The 16,915-nt window shown below is 65.7% G+C and carries 15 protein-coding genes; 3 read left to right on the forward strand and 12 right to left on the reverse strand.

Annotation, left to right across the window (positions count from 1 at the left end):
* Positions 1-89: 89 nt before the first annotated feature.
* Complete coding sequence (locus E4L96_RS11270; protein WP_135207316.1) at positions 90-686, reverse strand: glutathione S-transferase family protein; 597 nt, start codon at positions 684-686, stop codon at positions 90-92.
* Between the two features lie 109 nt (positions 687-795).
* Here E4L96_RS11270 and E4L96_RS11275 point away from each other — a divergent pair, with 109 nt between their 5' ends.
* Positions 796-2,211, forward strand: coding sequence for a M20/M25/M40 family metallo-hydrolase (locus E4L96_RS11275; protein WP_135207317.1), 1,416 nt, complete (start codon positions 796-798; stop codon positions 2,209-2,211).
* Between the two features lie 12 nt (positions 2,212-2,223).
* Here E4L96_RS11275 and E4L96_RS11280 read toward each other — a convergent pair whose 3' ends face one another.
* The 7 genes from E4L96_RS11280 to E4L96_RS11310 form a co-directional block, all read right to left on the reverse strand.
* Positions 2,224-3,126 (reverse strand): M48 family metallopeptidase, encoded by a 903-nt coding sequence (locus E4L96_RS11280; protein ID WP_135207318.1) that lies wholly within the window; start codon positions 3,124-3,126, stop codon positions 2,224-2,226.
* A gap of 59 nt (positions 3,127-3,185) precedes the next feature.
* Positions 3,186-3,926, reverse strand: a complete 741-nt coding sequence (locus E4L96_RS11285; protein WP_135207319.1) for a lysophospholipid acyltransferase family protein — start codon at positions 3,924-3,926, stop codon at positions 3,186-3,188.
* Between the two features lie 24 nt (positions 3,927-3,950).
* The gene (gmhB, locus tag E4L96_RS11290; RefSeq protein ID WP_135207320.1) at positions 3,951-4,514 is read right to left on the reverse strand and encodes a D-glycero-beta-D-manno-heptose 1,7-bisphosphate 7-phosphatase; all 564 of its coding nucleotides are present in this window, start codon (positions 4,512-4,514) and stop codon (positions 3,951-3,953) included.
* A 17-nt stretch (positions 4,515-4,531) separates the two neighbouring features.
* A complete protein-coding gene (gene glyS / locus E4L96_RS11295) occupies positions 4,532-6,619 on the reverse strand; it encodes a glycine--tRNA ligase subunit beta (RefSeq protein ID WP_135207321.1) in 2,088 nt (695 codons plus the stop codon).
* Positions 6,620-6,636: 17 nt separating this feature from the next.
* Positions 6,637-7,554, reverse strand: a complete 918-nt coding sequence (gene glyQ / locus E4L96_RS11300) for a glycine--tRNA ligase subunit alpha (protein WP_135207322.1) — start codon at positions 7,552-7,554, stop codon at positions 6,637-6,639.
* Positions 7,555-7,667: 113 nt separating this feature from the next.
* Positions 7,668-9,215, reverse strand: coding sequence for an apolipoprotein N-acyltransferase (gene lnt, locus E4L96_RS11305; protein WP_229414405.1), 1,548 nt, complete (start codon positions 9,213-9,215; stop codon positions 7,668-7,670).
* Positions 9,216-9,223: 8 nt separating this feature from the next.
* A complete protein-coding gene (locus tag E4L96_RS11310; protein WP_135207323.1) occupies positions 9,224-10,105 on the reverse strand; it encodes a CorC family transporter in 882 nt (293 codons plus the stop codon).
* A 161-nt stretch (positions 10,106-10,266) separates the two neighbouring features.
* Here E4L96_RS11310 and E4L96_RS11315 point away from each other — a divergent pair, with 161 nt between their 5' ends.
* Both E4L96_RS11315 and E4L96_RS11320 read left to right on the forward strand, forming a co-directional pair.
* A complete protein-coding gene (locus E4L96_RS11315; RefSeq protein ID WP_135207324.1) occupies positions 10,267-10,728 on the forward strand; it encodes a (2Fe-2S)-binding protein in 462 nt (153 codons plus the stop codon).
* Complete coding sequence (locus E4L96_RS11320; RefSeq protein ID WP_135207325.1) at positions 10,725-12,989, forward strand: xanthine dehydrogenase family protein molybdopterin-binding subunit; 2,265 nt, start codon at positions 10,725-10,727, stop codon at positions 12,987-12,989. Before E4L96_RS11315 ends, E4L96_RS11320 begins: the two co-directional genes overlap by 4 nt.
* Positions 12,990-12,991: 2 nt before the next feature.
* Here E4L96_RS11320 and E4L96_RS11325 read toward each other — a convergent pair whose 3' ends face one another.
* The 4 genes from E4L96_RS11325 to miaB form a co-directional block, all read right to left on the reverse strand.
* A complete protein-coding gene (locus E4L96_RS11325) occupies positions 12,992-13,858 on the reverse strand; it encodes a hypothetical protein (RefSeq protein WP_135207326.1) in 867 nt (288 codons plus the stop codon).
* A gap of 94 nt (positions 13,859-13,952) precedes the next feature.
* The gene (ybeY, locus tag E4L96_RS11330) at positions 13,953-14,405 is read right to left on the reverse strand and encodes an rRNA maturation RNase YbeY (RefSeq protein WP_135207327.1); all 453 of its coding nucleotides are present in this window, start codon (positions 14,403-14,405) and stop codon (positions 13,953-13,955) included.
* The gene (locus tag E4L96_RS11335) at positions 14,386-15,447 is read right to left on the reverse strand and encodes a PhoH family protein (RefSeq protein WP_135207328.1); all 1,062 of its coding nucleotides are present in this window, start codon (positions 15,445-15,447) and stop codon (positions 14,386-14,388) included. Before E4L96_RS11335 ends, ybeY begins: the two co-directional genes overlap by 20 nt.
* 5 nt (positions 15,448-15,452) lie before the next feature.
* Entirely contained in the window at positions 15,453-16,814 is a 1,362-nt protein-coding gene (gene miaB / locus E4L96_RS11340; protein ID WP_135207329.1) for a tRNA (N6-isopentenyl adenosine(37)-C2)-methylthiotransferase MiaB, read from the reverse strand.
* Positions 16,815-16,915: the final 101 nt, after the last annotated feature.

A 16,915-nucleotide genomic window follows, 5' to 3' on the forward strand; every position in this document is an offset into this window, starting at 1 on the left:
CAAGGAGGTTGCGCTCAAAGTGGTGCAGGCGCGCACGGAGCAAAAGACGATTTCGGTCGATGCACCCGTGCTGGTGGTCGAGCGCGCGCTTAAGGACGGGTCTCGTCAAACACCGTCTGCTGCTCGGCCCACGCCGCATGCGCAGCCAGCGCTGGAAACGCCGCCGGCAGCACGGCCTCTCCCAGGTTCTGCTGCATAAAGCCCCAGGCCACGGCAGTGGTGATGGAGGCTTGGTCCAGGATGCCGCCAAACGGATGGCGCGCAATCTCGCTGTCCAGCGCGGACACCGCCGCCATCAATTGTTCCATCACGCGCTGCGCCCACGGCTCGTACTGCAGTTCGCGCGGCCGCAGGTGGCGCTCCTGCACCACCTGGTTGACCTTCTCGCAGGCCGTTAGCGCGAGCCCGATCAGGCGCAGCGCGCGGCGCCGTTCGGCCGAACCATCCGGCAGCAGCGACTGGTCCGCGATGTGCTCCAGGTAGTCGATGATGAGGCTCGAATCCATCAGCACCATGCCGTCGTCGCACACCAGGGTCGGCGCTTTCACGACCGGATTGAAGACCTTGAACTGGTCATACCCGGACACGGTCGAGACCTGCTTCAGTTCGAAGTCCAGCTCCAGCAGCCGCAGGGTGATGGCGACGCGCCGCACGAAAGGGGAATCGAGCTTGCCGATCAGTTGCATGAGGTCTCCGTGTCGTTCGCAAAACCTCATCATAGGCGATGACCAGCCAATCCGCTCCAGCTCTGCTAATCTAGCGTTTTTCACGCTTTGATAAAAACGGAGAACACGCATGCTGTCCAAAACGTCTTTACTAGGTGCCGCCATCTTCTTCGCGTTCTCCGCACAGGCGGCGGATACGCTCTCCGCGCAGGACCTGCAGGCCGCGGCTGCGCTGCGCGATGCGGCGCGCACCGGAAACCTGAGCTACCAGATCCTCGAATCGCTGACCACCGAGGTCGGCCCGCGCATGGCCGGTGGCCCGAACGATGCACGCGCGGTGGCCTGGGCGGAGGCCAAGCTCAAGGCGCTCGGTTTCGACAAGGTGTGGAAAGAGCCGGTGACGTTCCCGAAATGGGTGCGCGGCGAGGAGACTGCGGAGATCACCGCGCCGTTCCCGCAGCCGCTGCATATCACGTCGCTCGGCATGTCCGTCGGCACGCCGAAGGAAGGCGTGACCGGTGAGCTGGTGCGCTTCGCGAATCTGAAGGAACTGGTCGACGCTCCGGCCGACAAGGTGCGCGGGAAGATCGTCTTCATCGACCACAAGATGGAGAACGATCACGATTACGGCAAGGTGCAGGCGGGCCGCTCCAACGGCGCGTCCGAGACCGCCAGGAAGGGCGGCATTGCCGTGATCATCCGTTCGGTGGGCACCGACAGCCACCGCTTCCCGCACACCGGTGCGATGCGCTACCAGCCGAACCTCCCGCAATTGCCCGCAGCGGCCATGTCCAACTCGGACGCGGACCTGGTGGCCCGCATGATCGCACGCGGCAAACCAGTCACGCTGAAGATGACGCTGGGCGGCCGCATGGAGGGCACCGCGACCTCCTACAACGTGATCGGCGAAATGACGGGCAGCGAAAAGCCGGACGAATATGTGCTGATCGGCGGCCACCTGGATTCCTGGGACCTGGGCACCGGCGCGGTCGACGATGGCGCGGGCGTGGCCATCACCATGAGCGCGGCCGAGATGATCAAGCGCCAGGGCCTGAAGCCCAAGCGCAGCATCCGCGTGATCGCGTATGCGAACGAGGAGCAGGGCCTGATCGGTGGCCGGGCGTACTACGAGGCGCACAAGAACGAACTGCAGAAGATCCACGCGGCGGCGGAATCGGACGAAGGCCAGGGTCCGATCCTGGCGCTGAATTCCTTCGTGGTCCCGGCCGCGCTGCCGGTGGTGAAGCAGATGCAGGAGGTGCTGGCGCCGCTGAACGTGAAGGCGGGCGACAACAACGGCAATCCGGGGCCTGACATGGGCATCCTGAAAGCGAACGGTGTCGCGAGCTTTGGCCTGACGCTGGACGGGCACGACTACTTCGACCTGCACCACACGCCGGACGACACTTTCGACAAGATCGAACCGGCACGCATCAACCAGACGGCGGCCGTGTATGCGGTGTTTGCCTGGATGGCGGCCCAATCGCCGGTGAGCTTCGGCTCGGGCACGGGGCAGCTGGTGCCGCCGCCGCGCCCCGCGCGCTAAGGAATTGAAGGCTTAAGGGAAAACGACGGGCAGCTCGGCCGACCGCTTCTTCAGGGCGGCCTTGGCTCCGTCGTAGTCCGGATAGACTTCGGCCACTGCGGCCCAGAAGCGCGGGCTGTGATTCATTTCGCGGATGTGCGCCAGTTCGTGCGCGACCACGTAGTCGACCAGCGACAACGGGTAGTGAATCAAACGCCAGTTCAGGCGGATGTTGCGCTCCACCGTGCACGAACCCCAGCGCGTGCCGGCGGAGGTCAGCGTGAACTGGTTGTACTGGACGCCCAGTTGCGGCGCATAGAAGTCCAGGCGCTCCTTGAACAGCGTCTTGGCCTGCAGCTCGAACCAGCGGCGCACGCGCTCCACCAGCTGCCATTCCTGCAAGCCGGGTGGTACGCCCACATTCAATTCATTCAAGGTCTTGTCGAACCAGCAGTGGCTGCGCGCGGCCGTCTCCAACCGCAGCGTGATCTCGCCACCGAGGTAGGGCAGCTTGGCGCCGTCCACCCAGGTGATGGGCTGTTCGTCGCGCTTGGCCTTGCGTTCTCCGCGCTCGCGCAGCTTGGTCAGGATCCAGCGCTGCTTGGCGCGGATCGCGTTATCGACATCGGCCAGCGCGAGGCGTTTCGGTGCGGTGACGCGCAGGCCGGTATCGTCGATGGTGAAGCCGATCGAGCGGCGCGCGGAGCGCTGCAGCACGTATTCCACCGATTGCGATCCGAGTGCGATCATGCGCCGCGGCGGGGCCTCGGGGACCTGCGCCGGCGGAACGATGACCGGAGGATTCGGCTGGACGCGCGGCGGTGCCTTGAACAGCGGGGCCGGCGGCGCGGGAGCGACAGCCGGGGTCGGGAGCGAAGCGAAGAAATCCTGGGCGAAGAGTTCGAGCTGGGTGCCTTGGACTTTGGGTGATGTCATTGAGCGAGGGGATGGTGCGGGCTGCGTGAGGTCTTGAATCTGCGCGCCCACTCCGCCGTTCAACCAGCGCTGTAGGCGTGGGGCGAAATGACGCGCATTTCTGATTCTATCCAATTTTCCACCTCTTGCATCAGACTCTCAGCGGTGTGGTTTTCTGGCGATATCGGCTTGCCAATGGAGACCGTCACCACGCCTGGCCGCTTCACAAAAGAGTTCTTCGGCCAGCATTCGCCCGAGTTTAATGCAATCGGTACCACAGCGGTACGGGTTTCGACGGCTAGGCGCGTGCCACCCGACTTGTATTTGCCTTTTTGCCCCACCGGGATGCGCGTCCCTTCGGGGAACATGATGATCCATTGGCCATCCGCGAGACGGCGCTTGCCTTGCGTGACCACCTGCTGGAAGGCGTTGCGGCCCTGTGAGCGGTTAATCGGAATCATGCGCAGCAGCGCCATGCCCCAGCCGAAGAAGGGGATCCACAGGATCTCGCGCTTGAACACGTAGACCAATGGGCGCGGCATGGCCTTGATCATGAAGACCGTCTCCCACGCCGACTGGTGCTTGGACAGCAGGATGGCCGGCGTATCGGGCAGGTTTTCGAATCCCTTGATCTCGTAGCGGATCCCGCACAGCACTTTGGCCAGCCAGATGCAGAAGTGGTTCCAGCGCGAGGTCACCCAGTAGCGCGTGTTGTACTTGAAGGGCGCAGCGAGCAGGCACACCCAAACCCAGGTCGCGGTCGCGACGACCATGATCGTGACAAACAAGAACGAACGCAGGAACAGGGCGGCGTTACGCAAGTGGCGTCTCCGTTAAAAAGTGAATCAGATGGGGATGTGCGCGGCCGCGGCCTGCACCTTGAGCAGCGAAGTGACCATCGCGGCGAGGTCCGGGAACACCTGCGTCCCGGGCGGCAGGCCGCCGGTCTCGAAGGTCTTCTGGCCTTTGCCAGTGAGGACCAGGTAGGGCACGCAGCCGCTCACGAAGCCGGCCTGCAAATCGCGCAGCGAATCGCCGACCGTGGGCACGCCTTTGAGGCTGATCTTGAAGCGCTTGGAAATCTCCTCGAACATGCCGGACTTGGGCTTGCGGCAGTCGCAGTTGTCGACTGCGGCGTGCGGGCAGAAGAAGATCGCATCCACCTGCGCGCCGACCTGCTGGGCGCTGGAGTGCAGCTTGTGGTGGATGGCGTTGAGGGTGGTGATGTCGAACAGTTCGCGCGCGAGGCCGGACTGGTTGGACGCCACCACCACGCGGTAGCCCGCCTGGTTCAAACGGGCGATCGCTTCCAGCGAGCCGGGAATGGGGATCCACTCGCCCGGAGATTTGATGAACTCCGGCGAATCGTGGTTGATGACCCCGTCCCGGTCGAGGATGATCATCTTCATGGTCGTTTCGTATTCCTTTACGCGGCCAGTTTGGAGATGTCCGCGACGCGGTTCATCATGCCGTGCAGGGACGAGAGCAGCGCCAGGCGGTTGTTGCGCAGGGCGAGGTCGTCGGCCATGACCATCACGTCATTGAAGAAGGCGTCCACGTCGTCGCGCAGCTGGGCCAGGGTTTTCAGCGTGCCGGTAAAGTCGCCCTGCGCGAAGGCGGCGTCCACGGAGGGCTTCACGCGCTCGATGGCGGCGTACAGGTTCTTCTCGGCCTGTTCCTGCAGCAGCTCCGTCTTCACGCCGCCCACTTCCACCTCGGTCTTCTTGAGGATGTTGGTGATGCGCTTGTTGGCGGCGGCCAGCGATGCGGATTCCGGCATCGCGGCGAAGGCCTGCACGGCCTCCAGGCGCTGCACGATGTCGTCCAGGCGGTCCGGATTCTGCGCCAGCACGGCTTCCACTTCGTTCACCGAGAAGCCGCGGTCGCGCAGCATGCCGCGCAGGCGGTCCAGCATGAAGGCGGTAACGTCCGCGGTCGGATCGGTGAAGCCGGCGCGCTCCTTGAACTGGTCGTGCGCGATGGCCAGCAGCTCGCTGATGCCCACCGGGAGGCGCTTCTCGACCAGCATGCGCAGCACGCCAAGGGCGTGGCGGCGCAACGCGAACGGGTCCTTGTCGCCAGTCGGCTGCAGGCCGATGGACCAGATGCCGACCAGGGTCTCCAGCTTGTCCGCCAAGGCGACGGCGGTGCCGGTGTTGGTGGCGGGCAGGGCATCGCCCGCGAAGCGCGGCTGGTAGTGTTCGGACGCGGCCAGCGCGACCTCTTCGTCCTCGCCGTCGTGACGGGCGTAGTAGGTGCCCATGATGCCTTGCAGCTCGGGGAACTCGCCGACCATGTCGGTCAGCAGGTCGGCCTTGGCCAGCAGGGCGCCGCGTTCGGCCAGCTGCACGTCGTAGCCCAGGCGCTGGGCGATGCCGCCGGCGATGCTCTCCAGGCGCACGGTGCGCTCGGCCTGCGTCCCGAGTTTGTTGTGGTAGACGACATTGGCCAGCTGCGGCAGGCGCGATTCCAAGGTCTTCTTCTTGTCCTGCTCGAAGAAGAACTTGGCGTCGGACAGGCGCGGGCGGACCACCCGCTCGTTACCGCCGATGATGTGGCGCGGGTCGTCGGTCTGCAGGTTGGAGACGATCAGAAAGCGCGAACGCAGCTTGCCATTCGCATCGGTCAGCGCGAAGTACTTCTGGTTGGTCTGCATGGTGAGGATCAGGCATTCCTGCGGCACGGCCAGGAACTCTTCCTCGAAGTGGCACTCGTAGACCACCGGCCATTCGACCAAGGCGGTGACTTCGTCCAGCAGGGATTCGGGCATCAGGGCCTGGTCGGCACCGGCCTTGTCCAGCAGGGAAGCGCGGATCTTTTCCTTGCGCGCGTCCACTGCGGGAATGACCTTGCCTTCGCTTTCCAGCGTCTGCGCGTACTGGTCGGCGTGCGCGATCGAAATCGCGCCGCCGTGTGACAGGAAGCGGTGGCCGTAGGTGTGGCGGCCGGCATCCAGCCCAAGCACCGAGACCGGCACCACGGCTTCGCCATGCAGCGCGATCAGCGCGTGCGCAGGGCGCACGAACTGCACGGTCGCGCCGTCCGGGCGCTGGTAGCTCATCACCTTCGGGATCGGCAGCTTGGCCAGCGTGTCCTCGATCACCGGCTGCAGGCCGACGGCGAGCGCGCTGCCGGCGGCGGTGTAATTCAGGAAGAAGCTCTCGGCCTTGCCGTCCTGCGCGCGTTCCAGCTGGTCCACGGTCATGTCGGCGCGGCCCATGGCAGCCAGCTTCTTGGCCAGCGGTGCGGTCGGCTTGCCTTCGGCGTCCAGTGCCACCGACACCGGCAGCACTTTTTCGCGGATCTGCTTGTCGGGCGAGGTGCCGCGCACATTGGTGATGGAGACCGCCAGGCGGCGCGGGCTCGCGTAGGAGGTGGCGACGCTGTCGGCTTCCAGGAAGTCGCGCGACTTCAGGCCGTTGACGATGCCGGACGCGAAGGCCGCGCCCAGCTTGGCCAGCGCCTTGGGCGGCAGCTCTTCGGTGAACAGTTCGACGAGGAGGGTCTGGTTCATGATTCGTTATTCTGTATTCAGGCAGCAGCGGGAGCGTCGGTCTTCGGGAGCATGGGGAAGCCCAGCTTTTCGCGCGAGTCGTAATAAGCCTGCGCGACGAGGCGCGACAGGGTGCGCACGCGGCCAATGTAGGCGGCGCGCTCGGTCACGGAGATGGCGCCGCGCGCGTCCAGCATGTTGAAGCTGTGCGAGGCCTTCATGATCTGCTCATACGCGGGCAGGGTCAGTTCCAGCTCGATCAGGCGCTTGGCTTCCGACTCGTGGTTCGCGAACTGCGCGAATAGCAGCTCCGTGTTGGCGTGCTCGAAGTTGTAGGTCGACTGTTCGACTTCGTTCTGGTGGAAGACGTCGCCGTAGCTCAGCTTCTTTTTGATGCCGTTTTCTTCCCACTCGGTCCACACCAGGTCATACACGTTTTCCACGCCCTGCAGGTACATCGCGAGGCGCTCCAGGCCATAGGTGATCTCGCCCAGCACCGGCTTGCAATCGAGGCCGCCGACCTGCTGGAAGTAGGTGAACTGCGTCACCTCCATCCCGTTCAACCACACTTCCCAGCCGAGGCCCCAGGCGCCCAGCGTCGGCGACTCCCAGTCGTCTTCCACGAAGCGCACGTCGTTCTGCTTCAGGTCCAGGCCGAGGGCTTCCAGCGAACCGAGATACAGGTCCAGGATGTTTTCCGGCGCAGGCTTGAGCACCACCTGGTACTGGTAGTAGTGCTGCAGGCGGTTGGGGTTCTCGCCGTAGCGGCCATCCTTGGGGCGGCGCGAAGGCTGCACGTAGGCCGCGCGCCACGGCTCGGGGCCGATCGCACGCAGGAAGGTCCCGGTGTGGAAGGTGCCGGCGCCGACTTCCATGTCGTAGGGCTGGAGCAGGGCGCAGCCTTGCTTGTCCCAGTAGGCTTGCAGCGTCAGGATGATTTGTTGGAAAGTGAGCATCGGTGTCGGGCGCCGCGCACGTTCGGCGCGGGGCATGAATGGGTTTGCAAATCGGCCAATTTTAGCATCCCGCGGCCGTGGCCGGCCGCAGGGATTTCGCTTGGCAGGGCAGGTCAGGCGCGGGCGCGGCGCGCGGAGAACCAGGCCCCCAGCAGGGCGAGCGCACCGAGGCCGAGGAACAGGGCGTTACCGAAGCGGATGTACGGCGTGCTCCCCGCCATGCCCTGCACGCTGGCTGTCAATACGCCGCGCGTGTAGTAAGCCAGCTTGGCTTGGACCTTGCCACGGCCATCGATGACGGCGGTGGCGCCGTTGTTGGTGGAGCGCAGCATCGGGCGGCCGGTTTCCAGGGACCGCATCTGCGAGATCTGCAGGTGCTGTGGAATCGCCACCGATTCGCCGTACCACGCCAGGTTGGAGACGTTGAGCAGCAGGGTGGCCGGTTGCGGCGCCTCGCGCAGCTGCTGGGCGATCTCCTCGCCAAACACGTCCTCGTAGCAGACGTTGGGCAGCACGCGCTGGTCCTTGATCGCGAACGGCGCCTGCACCGGCGCGCCGCGCGAGAAGTCGCCCAGCGGGATGGCCATCATGTCGGTGAACCAGCGGAAGCCGGTGGGGATGAATTCACCGAAGGGCACCAGGTGGTGCTTGTCGTAGCGGTAGGTCTGGCCGTTCGGCGCGAAGCCGCCGACCGAGTTGGCGAAATGGGTCGGGCTGTCCGCGAAGGGGATGCCGTAGATGATGGCGCTGTTGGTCGAGCGCGCGTAGTTGGCCAGGCTGGCCAGGTAGCCGACCGGCAGCTGCTGCGGGAAGGCGGCGATGGCCGTTTCGGGCGTGGCGATGAGGTCCGCGGGCGCCTCGGTGATCATGTTGCGGTACAGGTCCAGCGCCTGCACCAGGTGGCGCTCGTCGAACTTCTCGTCCTGCGAGATATCGCCTTGCAGCAGGCGCACCTTGATCGGCTGGCCGGCGGGCTGGGTCCACTGCCAGGTGTGCAGCCCTGCGCCGGTGGCGATCACGATCGCGAAGATCGAGATGCCCCACATGCGGGAACGCTGGGTGAGCATGGCGATGCAGGCGCCGCACAGCGCGGCCAGCACGCCGATGCCGTACACGCCGAGAATCGGTGCGAAGCCGCCCAGGGGCGCGTCGTTATGCGCATAGCCGGAAGCGGCCCACGGAAAGCCGGTGAACACCCAGCCGCGCAGCCATTCGCTCACGCCCCACATCACGGGCAGAACCAGCAGCAGGAAGGGCTTGACCTTGAGTGACCACTTGGTCCGCAGCCAGGACGCGACGCCCGTGGCGACCGCGCCATAGATGCCCATGTAGGCGCCCAGCAGCAGGATGGCGATGGCGCCGAGGATGGGATTCAGGCCGCCGAAGCGGGTGAGCGCGATGTACAGCCAGTGCATGCCCGCCACCGACCAGCCCAGGCCATAGGCCCAGCCGATCCAGGCGGCGCGCTTCGTATTCGCATCGATGCCGACCTGGTAGAACAGGAAGGCCAGCAGCGGGAACTGCAGCCACCACCAGCCGAAGGGCGCGAACGAAAAAAGGCTCAGGCCCCCCGCGAGGGCGGCGAACACCATCGGCCACGCGGTGGTGCGTGGCTTCCGGCGAGCGTTGGGATCGGGGGCGGGGCGGAAGCGGAAGCGCATCTAGTCCATTAATCTTGTTCGTCTTCGGCCTGGGGCAGCTTCTCGACGAGCAGGACGTGGATCTGGCGCGCGTCGGCGCGCAGCACTTCGAAACGCAGGTTGTCGATGTCGAACACGTCGCCCTTGTGCGGCATGCGGCCCAGGTGGTTGGCCACCAGCCCGCCGATGGTGTCGGCATCGTCCTCGGGCAGGTTGACGCCGATCTCCTCATTGAACTGCTCGACTTCCGTCAGCGCCTTGACGCGCCAGCGCGGGCCGAGCTGGCCCTCCTTGATGGAGAGGACGTTGTCTTCCTCTTCGTCGAAATCGTATTCGTCCTCGATGTCGCCGACGATCTGTTCCAGCACGTCCTCGATCGTGATCAGGCCGGCGACGCCGCTGTATTCATCCACCACGATCGCCATGTGATTGTGGTTGGCGCGGAAGTCGCGCAGCAGGATGTTCAGGCGCTTGGACTCGGGGATGTAGATCGCGGGGCGCAGCATGTCGCGCACGTCGAACGATTCCTCGGCGTAGTAGCGCAGCAGGTCCTTGGCCAGCAGGATGCCGACCACCTTGTCGCGGTCGCCCTCGATGGCCGGGAAGCGCGAATGCGCGGTGGCCAGCACGATGGGCATCCAGTCGTCGATGGGCTTGGAGATGTCGATGACATCCATCTGCGAGCGCGGGACCATGATGTCGCGCGCCGAGAGGTCGGACACCTGGAACACGCCTTCGATCATCGACAGCGCGTCGGCATCGATCAGGTTGCGCTGGTGGGCGTCGTGCAGGACTTCGAGGAGTTCGTCCCGGTTTTCTGGCTCGGGGGAGATGAGTGCGGTCAGCCGTTCAAACAGGGACCGGTGGTGCGGCTTGCCGTCATTTCTGACGTCTGAGGGATACTCGGGCATAGTTGGCGTGACGCCGTTGTTGCGAAGGGGGATAGGATACACCAAATCGGATTTTGCCCGTTTTTTGGGCAGGTGCGCGCGAGCTTCCGTGCGCTGTCGCGGCGGGCCTTGGCCTATATTGGTTTTCTCACCACACGCTCTGCAAGAAGGAAGGGGAAGCCATGCCTACGCTATCCATCAACGGCAAGGACACGACGCTCAACGTGCCGGACGATATGCCCTTGCTGTGGGCCCTGCGCGATGTCGCGGGCCTGACCGGGACCAAATTCGGCTGCGGAGTGTCGCTGTGCGGCGCCTGCACGGTCCACCTGGACGGGCAGCCGGTCCGCTCCTGCGTGACGCCGGTGTCGGCGGCGGTGGGCAAGGCCATCACCACCATCGAGGCGATCGGGCAGGACCCGGTCGGCCGCCGCGTGCAGGACGCGTGGCGCAAGATCGACGTGGTGCAGTGCGGGTACTGCCAGTCCGGCCAAATCATGTCCGCCACCGCGCTCCTGAAGGGCAAGCCGAATCCGACCGACGCCGACATCGATGATGCGATGGCCGGGAACATCTGCCGCTGCGGAACGTATGGACGGATCCGCAAGGCGATCAAGATCGCGGCGCAGGGAGGCCCGGCATGAGCACCACGCGGCGTGATTTCCTGAAGGTCGGTGCGGCGGCGGGTGGCGGCCTGCTGGTGAGCTTCTTCATTCCTGGCTGCTCGCGCAAGGACGAAGGCAATTCGGCGGCGCGGCAGGAGAAACCGCCGGAAGCGGCGGTGGGCGCGGCCACCAGCAACGTCACCGGCACGGACGCCGGGCTGCACCCGAATGCCTTCATCCGCATCGACCGCGCGGGCATCGTCACCCTGATCATGCCGAAAGTGGAGATGGGGCAGGGGACCTTCACCTCGATTCCGATGCTGATCGCGGAGGAACTGGGCTGCGACCTCTCCAAGGTGAAGCTGGAGCAGGCGCCTGCCAACAACGAACTGTACGGCGACCCGCTGCTGGGCGGGCAGGTGACCGGCGGCTCGACCTCGGTGCGGGGCGCGTGGAAGCCCCTGCGCACGGCCGGTGCGGCGGCGCGCGCGGTGCTGTTCCAGGCAGCGGCCAAGCAGTGGAATGTGGGGGCCGACTCGCTCACGGTGAACAATGGCGTGATCTCGCATGGGGCGTCCAATAGGTCGCTGCACTACGGGGAGCTGGTGGAGGCGGCGTCCAAGCTGGATGTGCCGAAGGAAGTGCAGCTCAAGGACCGCACGCAATTCCGCCTGATCGGCAAAAACCACTACCGCATGGACTCGGCCATCAAGACCGATGGCACCGCGCAGTTCGGGATCGACGTGCGGCTGCCGAACATGCTGGTGGCCACGGTTGCGACCTCGCCCGTCACCAATGGCAAATTGACAGGTACCCAGGACGACAAGGCGATGGCGGTGCCGGGCGTGCGCAAGATCCTCAAGATCGAGAATGCGGTGGCGGTGGCCGGGGACCACATGTGGGCGGCCAAGCAGGGCCTCGCCGCGCTGGCGCCGCAGTGGAACGATGGGGCGAACGGCGGCATGAGCAGCGCGACCATTGCGCGGGACATGGCGGCGGCGTCCAGCAAGGCCGGGGCGGTGGCGCGCAACGATGGGGACGTGAACAAGGCGCTCACTTCGGGCGGTGGGCGGCGCATCGATGCGGTCTACGAGCTGCCGTTCCTGGCCCACGCGACGATGGAGCCGATGAACTGCACCGTGCTGCTCACCAATGACCTGTGCGAGCTGCACGTCGGGACCCAGGTGCCCGCGCTGGCGCAGGGCGCAGCGGCCAAGGCGACCGGGCTGCCGCTGGAGAAAGTCAAGGTGTACAACCAGTATATCGGCGGCGGCTTCGGGCGGCGGCTGGAAGTGGACAACGTGACTCAGGCGGTGCTGTTCGCGAAGCAGATGGTCGGCCAGCCGCTCAAGGTGGTGTGGACGCGCGAGGAGGACATCCAGCACGACATGTACCGGCCCTATTACTACGACCGGCTGTCGGCCAAGGTGGATGACAAGGGCATGCCGGTGGCGTGGTTCCACCGCGTGACCGGGTCGTCGATCATGTCGCGCTTTGCCCCGGCGGCGATGAAGGATGGCGTCGACCCGGACGGAGTGGAAGGCGCGAAGGATGTGCCGTATGCGATCCCCAATGTGCGCGTGGAATACGTGCGGCACGAGCCGCCGGTGGCCACGGCGTTCTGGCGCGGGGTGGGGCCGACACACAATATCTTCGTGGTCGAGAGCTTCATCGACGAACTGGCGCACAACGCGAAGATCGATCCAGTGGCCTACCGGCGCGCACTGCTCACCAAGTCGCCGCGGCTGCTCACGGTGCTCAACACAGCGGCCGAGAAGGCCGGGTGGGGCAAGCCGCTGGCGGCAGTCGCCGGGCGCAAGATGGGGCGCGGGGTGTCGCTGCAGTTTGCGTTCGGGAGTTATATGGCGCAGGTGGCCGAGGTGTCGGTCGGCGCGGACAACGAGGTACGCGTGCACCGGGTGGTGTGCGCGGTGGACTGCGGGCAGGCCGTGAATCCGGACGGTGTCGTCGCGCAGATCGAAGGGGGTGTGATCTTTGGCGCCACCGCCGCGCTGTGGGGCGAAATCACCTTCGATAAGGGGCGGGTGCAGCAGTCCAACTTCAGCGACTACCGCATGATGCGGATGAACGAGGCGCCGGCGGTGGAGGTCTACATCGTCAACAGCACCGAGGATCCGGGCGGGATCGGCGAACCGGGGACGGCTTGCGTGTTCGCGGCGATTGCGAATGCGGTGTTTGCGGCGACGGGCAAGCGGGTGCGCCGGCTGCCGATTGCGAAGGCGCTGGCGGCGGCTCCCGCTGCGGCTCCGGCGGCAACGCCCGCGCGCGCCAAGGTCTGAACTCAGCGCGGGCTGACCAATTCGCTGGCCGGGCGGCTGGCGGTGGCGGGGGTGGCGATGCTGTAGATGGCGTCGAAGTTTTCGAGCGCGTCGTCCAGCACCAGGCAGCGGTCGCAGGGCGGTTTGCGGCCCGCGGGACGCGGCAGCGATGCGAGCCCGCACTTGCCGCCCGCACGGCACTGCCAGGCCGCGCCGCCATTGGTGCGCACGTCGATCGTGAAGCTGCCTTCGGTAGCAAAGTAGGCCGGCAGCGCGGGCGCGGCGCCGTCCGGCCGCTTCTTCATCGCATGGACGTTGCCGCTCAGGGTGAGCAGTTTGGCTCCGGGGTACCAGGCCAGCGCGGCCTGCAGGCGCTGGGCCGCCGCTTCGTCCGTGCCGCTCTGGAAGCAGACCGCCTGCTCGAAGGCGCTGCCCTGATTCTGGCGCAAGGCGCGCAGGTATTCCAGCAGCTGAACCATGGCGATGCTGGCACGGCCGTCATTGACCGTGGCCGGCCGCTGCCAGAACGCGGAGGCCAGCATGGCACGCCGCGCGGCAGCCACTTCGTCATCCGACGACTCGAGGAAGCGGTTGACCAGCTCCTCTTCCGACGGCGGCAGCTCCAGTCCGACGATGAACTGCTCGCCGTTGTCCGCGTACTCCTGCACGATGTTGGCAAACACCGCCACCGCCTGCTCGGTGCCATGCACTTCGCCGACAAACAGCGCGCGCGGCGTATAGCCAATGGTGGGGAGGATGCGCTCAGCCAGGCGGTGCTCGGCGGTGGGGGCGGGCGTCGCGGCGGTGCCGGCAGAGGCCGCGCTCGCGGCGAGCAGTGTGCCAACGACGAACGCGACATGCTGCCACGGCGTGCGGAGGAAGGGAGTCATGGCGTTCGGAGGGAATGGACCGAACGCCGAGTTTAGCGATGCATCTAGCCCCTCGATTGAGGCGCATCAAAGCATCGCTGCCGTCACTTGTACGCTACAGGTACGGGTCGGGGTAGCCCAGGCCTTCGAGGATGGAGGCTTCGAGGTTTTCCATCTCCTCGGCATCCGTCTCTTCCATGTGGTCATAGCCCTGCGCGTGCAGCACACCGTGCACGATCAGGTGCGCGACGTGCTCCTCGATCGTCTTCTTCTGCTCTTCGGCTTCCTTGAGCAGGACGTCGGTGCAGAGAATGATGTCGGCGCGGGTCGGTTCGTTCTCGTCCTCGGTGTAGGCGAAGGTGAGCACGTTGGTGGCGTAGTCCTTGCCGCGGTAGTCGCGGTTCAGGACCTGGCCTTCGGCGGTGTCGACGAAGCGGATCGCCAGCTCGGCGTCCGCCATGAGGGCGGCCTGCACCCACTTGCGGATGGTGGGGCGGGGGATGGTCTCCTGCAGCCGCTTGTCGGCGTACTGCACGGAGAGCGTGAGCTTATTTTTTGGTGCGGGCATTGCGGGTGGCCGGTTTGGGGAGAGGGATCAGTTCCTGCGCCGAGGCGTGCGTTTCGTACGCATCGACGATGCGCGCGACCAGCGGGTGGCGCACCACGTCGGCCGACGAGAACTGCGTGAAGGCGATGCCGCGCACGTCGCGCAGCACCTGCATGGCGTCCACCAGGCCGCTCTTCATGGTCTTGTGCAGGTCGACCTGGGTGACGTCGCCGGTGACCACGGCCTTGGAGCCGAAGCCGATCCGGGTGAGGAACATCTTCATCTGTTCCACGGTGGTGTTCTGCGCCTCGTCGAGGATCACGAAGGCGTGGTTCAGGGTGCGCCCGCGCATGTAGGCCAGCGGCGCGATTTCGATGACCTGTTTCTCGAACATCTTCTGGGTGCGGTCGAAGCCCAGCAGGTCGTACAGCGCGTCGTACAAGGGGCGCAGATACGGGTCCACTTTCTGCGACAGGTCACCGGGCAGGAAGCCGAGGCGCTCGCCCGCTTCGACGGCAGGGCGGGTGAGGATGATGCGCTTGACGGCGTCGCGCTCCAGCGCATCCACCGCGCAGGCGACGGCGAGGTAGGTCTTGCCGGTGCCGGCCGGGCCGATGCCGAAACTGATGTCGTGCTCCAGCACGGCCTTCAGGTATTCGATCTGGTGCGGGGTGCGGCCGCGCAGGTCGGCGCGGCGGGTCTTGAGGGTGGGGCTGACCAGTTCTTCCGGCTCGCCGTCGTCATCGTCCGCCGCTTCCGCTTCCGGCTCCGGCTTGGGGATGTGCGGCTTGATGCCGGTGCGCTGCTCGACGAGGGCCAGCTGCACCTCCTCGATCGGCACGATCTTGTTGGCCACCGCGTAGAAGCGTTCCAGGATCTCGACCGCACGCTCGGCGTTGGCACCGCTGACGATGAATTTTTCGCCGCGGCGGAAGATGGTCACGTCCAGCGCCGCCGAGATCTGGCGCAGGTTCTCGTCCAGCGGCCCGCACAGGTGGGCCAGCCGCGTGTTATCGAGGGGCTCGGGGATGAAGTACGACGGCTGTTGAGGAGTCTTTTTCAAAGGGCTTACGACGCTTTCGCAAGTTCGGCTGCGCTGGCGACCAGTTCACCGCGCAGGGAGTAATGAAGGGTTTCGGTGATACGAGTATCGACCAGCTGGCCCACGAGCGACGCACCGTTCGCGCCGCCGTCGAACACCACCACGCGGTTGTTCTCGGTGCGGCCCTGCATTTCACCGTCGCCCTTCTTGGACGGGCCGTCGACCAGGATACGCTCGACGCGCCCGACCATGCCCGCGCTGATGCGGCGGGTCTGCTCGTCCACCACGGCCTGCAGATGCTGCAGGCGGCGCAGCTTGACCTCGTGCGGGGTGTCGTCTGCCAGGTTGGCGGCCGGGGTGCCGGGGCGCTTGCTGAAGATGAAGCTGTAGCTGTTGTCGAAATTGACGTCCGTGATGAGCTTCATCAGCGCGTCGAAGTCGGCGTCGGTCTCGCCGGGGAAGCCGACGATGAAGTCCGAGGAGATGGTGATATCCGGCCGCACGGCGCGGATACGGCGGATGATGGACTTGTATTCGAGCGCCGTGTAGCCGCGCTTCATGGCGCCGAGGATCTTGTCCGAGCCATGCTGCGCGGGCAGGTAGAGGTGGTTCACCAGCTTGGGCACCTTGGCGTAGGTATCGATCAGGCGCTGGGTGAATTCCTTTGGGTGGCTGGTAACGAAGCGGATCCGTTCGATGCCCGGAATTTCGGCCACGTACTCGATCAGCAGCGCGAAGTCGGCGATGGTGCCGTCTTCCATCGGGCCGCGGAAGGCGTTCACGTTCTGGCCCAGCAGGGTCACTTCGCGCACCCCTTGGGCGGCGAGGCCCGCGACTTCGGTCAGCACGTCCTCGAAGCGGCGCGAGACTTCCTCGCCGCGGGTGTAGGGCACCACGCAGTAGGAGCAGTACTTGCTGCAGCCTTCCATGATGGAGACGTAGGCGGTGGCGCCTTCCACGCGCGCCGGCGGCAGGTGATCGAACTTTTCGATCTCGGGGAAGCTGATGTCCACCTGGGCGCGGCCGGAGTCGCGGCGCAGCTGGATCATCTGCGGCAGGCGGTGCAGGGTTTGCGGGCCGAACACCATGTCCACATACGGCGCGCGCTTGACGATGGCGGCGCCTTCCTGCGAAGCGACGCAGCCGCCCACGCCGATGATCAGGTCGGGCTTGGCGGTCTTCAGCTCGCGCAGGCGGCCCAGGTCGGAGAACACTTTTTCCTGGGCCTTCTCACGCACGGAGCAGGTGTTCAGCAGGATCACGTCCGCGTCTTCCGGCGTTTCAGTGCGCACCAGGCCATCGGAGGCGCCGAGGACGTCCGCCATCTTGTCGGAGTCGTACTCGTTCATCTGGCAGCCGAAGGTTTTGATGAAGACTTTTTTCTGCATGGTGAGCCGTGAATGGTGATCAGTGCGCCCGCGCCGGCGGCAGGGCAAGAGCGGAAGTTTACCGTAATTCCAGGGTGCCGGCCAAAATCCCTGCTTGCCAA

The organism is Zemynaea arenosa (assembly GCF_004614185.1).
GTDB classification, from domain to species: domain Bacteria; phylum Pseudomonadota; class Gammaproteobacteria; order Burkholderiales; family Burkholderiaceae_D; genus Telluria; species Telluria arenosa.